The 6,639-nt window shown below is 69.5% G+C and carries 5 protein-coding genes; 3 read left to right on the top strand and 2 right to left on the bottom strand.

Annotated elements, in window-relative coordinates:
• Positions 1-609: 609 nt before the first annotated feature.
• Positions 610-1,209, top strand: a complete 600-nt coding sequence (locus IT306_09175) for a hypothetical protein (GenBank protein MCC7368582.1) — start codon at positions 610-612, stop codon at positions 1,207-1,209.
• A gap of 332 nt (positions 1,210-1,541) precedes the next feature.
• Positions 1,542-3,749: a hypothetical protein gene (locus tag IT306_09170; protein MCC7368581.1), complete on the top strand. Its 2,208-nt coding sequence runs from the start codon at positions 1,542-1,544 to the stop codon at positions 3,747-3,749.
• 29 nt (positions 3,750-3,778) lie between these two features.
• Here IT306_09170 and IT306_09165 read toward each other — a convergent pair whose 3' ends face one another.
• Positions 3,779-4,897 (bottom strand): DUF1786 domain-containing protein, encoded by a 1,119-nt coding sequence (locus tag IT306_09165; GenBank protein MCC7368580.1) that lies wholly within the window; start codon positions 4,895-4,897, stop codon positions 3,779-3,781.
• 55 nt (positions 4,898-4,952) lie between these two features.
• On the bottom strand, positions 4,953-5,612 hold the full coding sequence (locus IT306_09160; protein ID MCC7368579.1) for a nitroreductase family protein: 660 nt from the start codon (positions 5,610-5,612) through the stop codon (positions 4,953-4,955).
• Between the two features lie 139 nt (positions 5,613-5,751).
• Between IT306_09160 and IT306_09155 the strand changes: the two genes are divergently transcribed.
• Entirely contained in the window at positions 5,752-6,546 is a 795-nt protein-coding gene (locus IT306_09155) for a class I SAM-dependent methyltransferase (protein MCC7368578.1), read from the top strand.
• Positions 6,547-6,639: the final 93 nt, after the last annotated feature.

Here is a 6,639-nt window from a genome sequence, read left to right as displayed (position 1 = left end):
CTCGCGGCCCCATCCTTGCCATACTCCTAGCGGGTCCATCATCTGCCTCCCTTCGGTCATTCAACCTCCGGGTTCCGCAGATGGTGGACCCGCCTTCGCAATAACTGTCGGGAAGTCAGCCCTGTGCGCGGGAGAGGGGGTGGACCGTTCCAGGCCGACAATTGCTGCACTTTGTGCAAAGTATGCAAGATGCAATTGTCGTCCTGAGCGCAGCGAAGGACCTCACCCGCTGACGCGAGTGGTGACGGTCAGCGGGTGACGCGAGTGGTGACGGTCACCCGCTGACGCGAGTGGTGACGGTCACCCGCTGACGCGAGTGGTGACGGTCGGCGGGTGACGCGAGTGGTGACGGTCGGCGGGTGAGGTCCTTCGCTGCGCTCAGGACGACATGGACTGTTGCGCGCAGCATGTGGACTGTTGCGCGGAACATGGTGGATCGACGACGTGTCGCTCTGCTGAACCTGTCCCCCCAGAGACGCGTGCGCGAGGCACGGCACGCTTGTTGCGCTCCTGGGCATACCGCCGGCGCGCAGAAGACGTGCGCGCCGGGGCCACACTTCGCCGCCGAGGCCACACTTCGCCAGGTCTCCACGGCCACCAGGGGAGCGCATGAACCCGGATCACGTCGCGGCGCACGTCCGTGAGCGCAGTGGATTGGACGTCCAGGCAGTCACGCTCGCGCGGGCAGGCTCTGGCGACGATCTGTTGCCGACCGTCTGGGCCGCGATGACTGAGCTGGGCCATTTCTGGGCGGTCGAGGACGGCGAGCGCATCGAGCTGTTCCGTGCCGTCGCGCGGCGGACCGCGGCCAACGATCTGACGGCCTGTCATTCAGCCGTCGAGGCTGCGCGCCGGTTTCTGTCCCTGCATCCGCCCGGCCGACGCGGGGCAGTTCGGCGGTCGCCGGCCACTGCCGTTGCGCCACAGCCCGTGGCACACGACACACCGGCCGCCAGCCTGGACGGCGAGCAGGCCCCCGCCGACAGCGGTGCACCGGCCTGCCAGACATGTGGGGCCGCCGCGCCCCGGACATCCCAGGCGCGGAGCGCGACCGTCCGGGCCAGCAACGGACGGCTGCTCTGCTCTCGCTGCCGCCACGCCGAGCGCGAGCGCTTGCGCTACCAGCAGGATCCCACCTACCGAGCCCGTCGCCTGGCCTACAGCGCCGCGCGTTACCGGCGGAACCAGCAGCCGGCATCCCCGGAGTAGCCGCCGGCCCGGTGGCCCTCACCCCCCGAGACTCGCGCATCCGGCATGACGCCTCGCTCGTCATGACAATGGGCGTCGTGACCTCGTCTTGCGCTGCTGCATGAATTTGACGTGAAGTTGCCCGTGGGGGTTACGCACGCCGCTCATCTGGGCTAAAATGTGCGGGATGCGGGGGCATCACGAGATGGTCGCGAGTCACGTTATAACGGGCAGCACCGCGTAAGGGCGTGAGGCGCGGTTCCGGCTCATTGAGCCCGCTGAGGAGTTCACGTCGGCGACCGGCCTCGAAGGCGGTCGTGTTCGCACCAGGAACCATCCGGGAGCATCCATTCGTGGCTGACAGGGCCGAGAGCAGCCGTCGAGAGGCGGCGCGGGCGGGACAGGGCCAGTGGCCTGCACCTGTTCGGGCTGCTCTGCGCGGAGGCCGACGCCACGCGGGCCTGCGCTCGCTGATGGGCTTTGCTGCGCGCTTGCTGCTGCTCCTGACCGTCGTCTGGGCGTTCACCGGCCCGGTCGACCGCGCCGCGCTGGTCGCTGGCGCTGCTCCGATGCCCCCTGCCGCCGAGCAGGCCCGCACCGTCCTCCAGGCAGCGATCTTCTTCCCTGAGACGGGCTACATCGTCGCGCCCAGCCCACTGGGCCAGTACTTTGCGGCGCGCGGCGGTGCGCGGACCTTCGGCCCGCCCGTCTCCAACGAGTTCACGCTGGCCGGCGCACGGGTGCAGCTTTTCCGTCAGTTCATGCTCCGGCAGGATCCGGGCGGAGCCGTTTCGACGGTTAACCTGTTCTCGATGAACGCGGTCCCGTTCCAGACGGTGGCCGGCCGAGCGGTCCCGCCGATCGATCCCGCGCTGCAAGCGAGCGCACCGGTCCCGGGCACGCCAGACTACGGCCCCCAGGTGCAGGCGTTCATCAAGGCGAACGCCCCCGACGCCTGGGAAGGCTTGCCGGTCCAGTTTGGCCGCCAGTTCACGGACACCGTCCGCTACGAAGACGCCTTCGGGCCGGGGCCGGGCGAGCGCGGCCTGCTGCCGGGCTTCGCGCAGGAGGTCTGGGGGCTGCCCGTCAGCCGGCCGCAGCGCGATCCCGCCCAGCCGAACGTCGTGCTGCTGCGCTGGGAGCGTGGCGTCATGGTCTGGGATGGCCAGACCGGCGCCGTGACCACCCTGCCACTCGGCGAGGCGTTCCGGGCCGTCCTGACGGGCGAGGGCCTCTCCCCCGACGACGCAGCGGCGGCGGCAGCGGTCGGGTCACCGTTCCTGGCGCAGGCGAACGGGCCGTTGCCGAGCGGCGTCGCCCGCCCGGCTGACCTGCCAGACACGGCGATGGCCGACGCCTTCAAGCGCAGCACCGCAGTCGAGGCTGGCGCAGTGGCCGCCCAACTCGAACCGACCCCGACGATCTCCGGCTGGGGCGCGCCCCCCGCTACTACCAATCCCTATCCAACCGTCGGCACGGGCACATCTGGCAACCCGGCCGTGACCGGGCCGGTCGGCACGCAGACCACGAATATGCCGCCCAACCAGGGCTTGCCGGGGGCGATTCAGCCAGGAGCGGCTGGCGCAGCGGCCGGCTCCGATCCCTGCTACGGCGACGAGGAGATCACCTTCTCGCCGGAGATCCCGCGCGTCGGCAACGAGGTCTTGATCGCGGTGACGTCCTCGCGACCGCATCCGTACGGGCGGCTGGCCGGCACCGAGAAGACCACCTTCGTGCGCGAGCGTCCCGGGCAGAAGGGGTACGTCTGGGAGTGGACGATCCAGCTCTCGTACCCGGGCCAGCACGAGTACACCTTCTACGTGGACTCGACCATCCCCTGCAAGAAGCTGCAGGTGACGGTGCGCCAGGGCCTTGCGACCCGCACGCCGACCCCCACCAAGACGGCCACGCCCTGGGGCGGCGACAACGGGAACAACAACGACAACAACAATAACGACAACAGCAACAACAACGACAATACGGACGCGAAGGCCCCGGCGGTCTATGCACCCGCGTACGTCTCGCCAGGGCAGGATCTGCACCAATGCTCGAGCTTCCAATCGCAGGCGCAGGCCCAGAGCGTGCTCCGCTACGACCCGAGCGATCCGAACCGTCTGGACGCCGAAGACGGGGTTGAGGATGGCATCGCCTGCACGACTTACAACTACTCGTCCTACCCGAACGACCGCGACTTCAACCCGGTGACGCGCACATATGGAACGTCTATCCCAACGCTCACGCCGGCGCCCACCATCACCCCGACGCTGAAGGCATTTGTGGCGAGCGACTACCTCGGCCAGGGTGACCGGTACGGCTGTAACGACTTCAGCATCCAGCCGCCCGACGCACCGGCGCCTGTACGCTACCAGGCGCACGCACAGGCAGTCCTGCGCGCCGATCCTTCTGATCCGAACCAGTTGGACACCGGCTATGACGGCAAGGCGTGCGGCGGCATAGAAGCCGCCAATGATGACGTTCCCAGCGGTATGATGCTCGGCCCATTCGATACGGTGCCCGTCGTGCGGCCCACGCGCACGCCCACGCCGCGCGCCGTTCGGTAGTCAAGAGGGCAGCGGGTCGGGGGGTGAGGTCACCCGGGCCGGGCAACGCCCTCCGGCCGTGGCCCCAGTTGGGCCTCAACGGCCGCCCGGACCTCCGCATCGTTGGCGGCGTAGGCCCGCAGCAGCCCGAAGCAGCCGGCCAGCATCATGTCGCCGTGCGGCACCGCCAGGTATGGACGGTGCCGCGAGCCACGCAGCAGCCCGCGCCTCGGCCCGGTGATCGCGACGAACGGGTCTGGCAGCGCGGCCGGCGGCTGGAACATCAGCGCGCCGTGGCCCATGTCGTCGAAGACTTCCTGGTTCGTGATGGTGCCGGCGATGAGCTTGTCCAGGTACGCTTCCAGCTCCGGCTGCGTCAGCTCGCCGGTGTGGTGCTCGAAGAGGCCGGCAACCTGGCCCCCCTCCAGCCGGAACGCCAGACAGTGGAAGTTGCCGACATTGGCGACGATCGCGTCCCGCCGCGCCGAGACGGCCGGGTCTTCCAACGCCCCGAGGACCGCCGCCGGAGCCGTGTCCATCACCAGCAGCGGCATCTCATGGCCGATGCTCGCGGCCACCGCTGCCAGTCGCGTCAGGCTGGCGGGGATGCGGTCGTGGGGAAACGCAAAGACCGTCAGGTCAGCCGATTGGCGCACCCGCTCGGCCAGGTACTCGAAGCGAAAGGTGCGGTCGCTGTAGCCGGGCGGGGCCGCGCCGTGATCGAAGACGGCGACAGCCAGCCGGTCAAACCGGTCGTCTGCGCCGAACGCCCGCAGCGCCGTCCGCACGGCATCGACCCACAGATCGCGCAGGGTGACCCGCTCGACGCCGCGCAGCCCGGCCGCCTCGTCCTCCGAGACGACGGTGATGCCCATGCTCCGCACCGCGTCCAGGTCGTCGTCGAAGGTGCGGGCGGCGTCTGGCGTGGCGTAGACGGCGTGGCCGGCCAGGGCGTGGTCGCGGGCGGCCCAGTGGCTCGGGCCGCCGCCCATCGTGACGCCGTCGAGCAGCAGGGGCGTCCCCAGCTCGGTCGCCGCCCGGATCTGCCGGGCGACGACGGCCGTCGGCGAGGGCATCACCAGCTTGATGCTGTTCTCGATCTCCCGCTCAGAATCGTAGAGCAGGATATCCTGCGTGCCGGTGCCAACGTCGATGGTGAGGATACGCATACAGGAATGGTGCCCCTCAGGGAGCAGCCGCTGCCAGAATCGCCATCGGTGCTGTTCACCAGGTGTCCCAGTGAACCATCGACTCCAGCGGATCGCGCTGCGCCAGCTTGAAGTCTGTGCCGATGGTGTAGGCCAGCGGGATCATGGCCGCCTGCGTGACCTGCTCGTACGGGATGCCGAGGATCTCCGCCGCCTCGCGCTCGTAGTTCAGGTGGATGGTCGTCCAGACCGACCCCAGGCCGCGCGCCCGCGCCGCCAGCATGAAGCTCCAGGCGGCCGGCAGGATGGTGCCCCAGAGGGCGGCCTGCCCGGCAAACGGCAACTGCTCGACGCGGCCCTCAATGGCCGGGATGACCAGGACCGGCACCTCACCCATCTTGTCCGCAAGGTAGTCGGCGGACGCCGCGACGCGCTGGTAGGTCTCCCGGGCCGCGTCGGACTTGAAGACGCGGTTGGTGCGGCTGGCAAACGTGCCCTGCCGGGCCTTGAGGTACAGATCGCCAAGCGCGGCCTTCTTCGCCGGGTCCGTCACGACCAGGAAGTGCCAGTGCTGCCGATTGGACGCCGACGGCGCCTGCTGGGCGATCCGCAGGCACTCCTCGATGACGCTGCGCTCAACCGGGCGGGTCAGATCGAGCCGCTTGCGAACCGAGCGGGTGGTGGTCAGAACCTCGTCGGGGGTCAGCGAAAGCCGCGGATGGCCCGAGCTCGACATCGAGAGTCCTCCGTGTCCGTGCGTGCTGGTGGCAGGATAGCAGCGTCGGCGGGCGCAGGCAGCGTCGGCGGGCGCAGGCAGCGTCGGCGGGCGCAGGCAGTCGAACATGCCTGACGGTGGGTGTGCCACAATCCCTCTCATGCCCGACATGCTCCCGCCGTCCGCGCACGCCAACCCGTTCGATCAGCTTGCCCGCTACTACGATTGGGAGCACGCCGATTACGACATCGACGTGCCGCTCTACCTGGACTTCGCGCGCCGGTCAGGCGGCCCGATCCTCGAGATCGCCTGCGGCAGCGGCCGGCTGATGGCCCCGCTCCTGGAGCTGGGCGAGCAGGTCGTGGGGATCGACAGCTCGGCCCCGATGCTCGAGCGCGCCCGCACGTTCCTGAGCGGCGGCGGCACGTTCCCCCGGCGCGCCGCCCTCCACCAGGCGGACGCGCGGTCGTTCCGCCTCAAGCAACGGTTCCAGCTCGCCATCTACGGGCTGGACTCGTTCGGGCTGCTCGGGGGCATCGACGATCAACTGGCGGCGCTCCGCTCGATCCGCGATCACCTGGAGCCGGGCGGCCTGCTGATCGTGGACGTCTCGAACGGGAACGGGCGCGGAGCCGAGCCGACCGACGAGCTGGTGCTCCAGTATGACGGCTTCGATCCCGAGACCGGCCTGCCGCTCAGCAAGTGGACGGCGCGCAGCACGGACCACGGCGAGCAAGTCGATCACTACACCTACTTCTACGATCGGGTCGGGAGCGACGGGCTGGTGCGCCGGCTGGTGGTGCGGCTGGATCTGCGCTACTTCGGGAGATACGAGCTGGAGCTGCTGCTCCAGCAGGCCGGCCTCGTGCCGGAGACCTTCTACGGCTCGTACGATCTCGCGCCGTTCGCGGCCGGGTGCGAGCGGCTGATCGTGGTGGCGGCGCGCCCGACGTGAGCATGCAGCCCTGCATTCGTGCGCCATTCACGAACTCCGCTCATACTGGCGTCTGGCGGGAAGGGACGCCTGTATACAGCGGGGCGAGGACGC

The sequence above is a fragment of the Chloroflexota bacterium genome (assembly GCA_020850535.1).
In the GTDB taxonomy this organism is placed as follows: domain Bacteria; phylum Chloroflexota; class UBA6077; order UBA6077; family JACCZL01; genus JADZEM01.
This window is presented reverse-complemented; position numbering and strand designations above follow the sequence as displayed.

What these genes read in the sequence shown, in the direction of transcription:
- IT306_09175 (MCC7368582.1), top strand. Translation starts at nt 610, where the DNA reads ATGAACCCGGATCACGTCGCGGCGCACGTCCGTGAGCGCAGTGGATTG.
- IT306_09165 (MCC7368580.1), bottom strand. Translation starts at nt 4,897, where the DNA reads ATGCGTATCCTCACCATCGACGTTGGCACCGGCACGCAGGATATCCTG.
- IT306_09160 (MCC7368579.1), bottom strand. Translation starts at nt 5,612, where the DNA reads ATGTCGAGCTCGGGCCATCCGCGGCTTTCGCTGACCCCCGACGAGGTT.
- IT306_09155 (MCC7368578.1), top strand. Translation starts at nt 5,752, where the DNA reads ATGCCCGACATGCTCCCGCCGTCCGCGCACGCCAACCCGTTCGATCAG.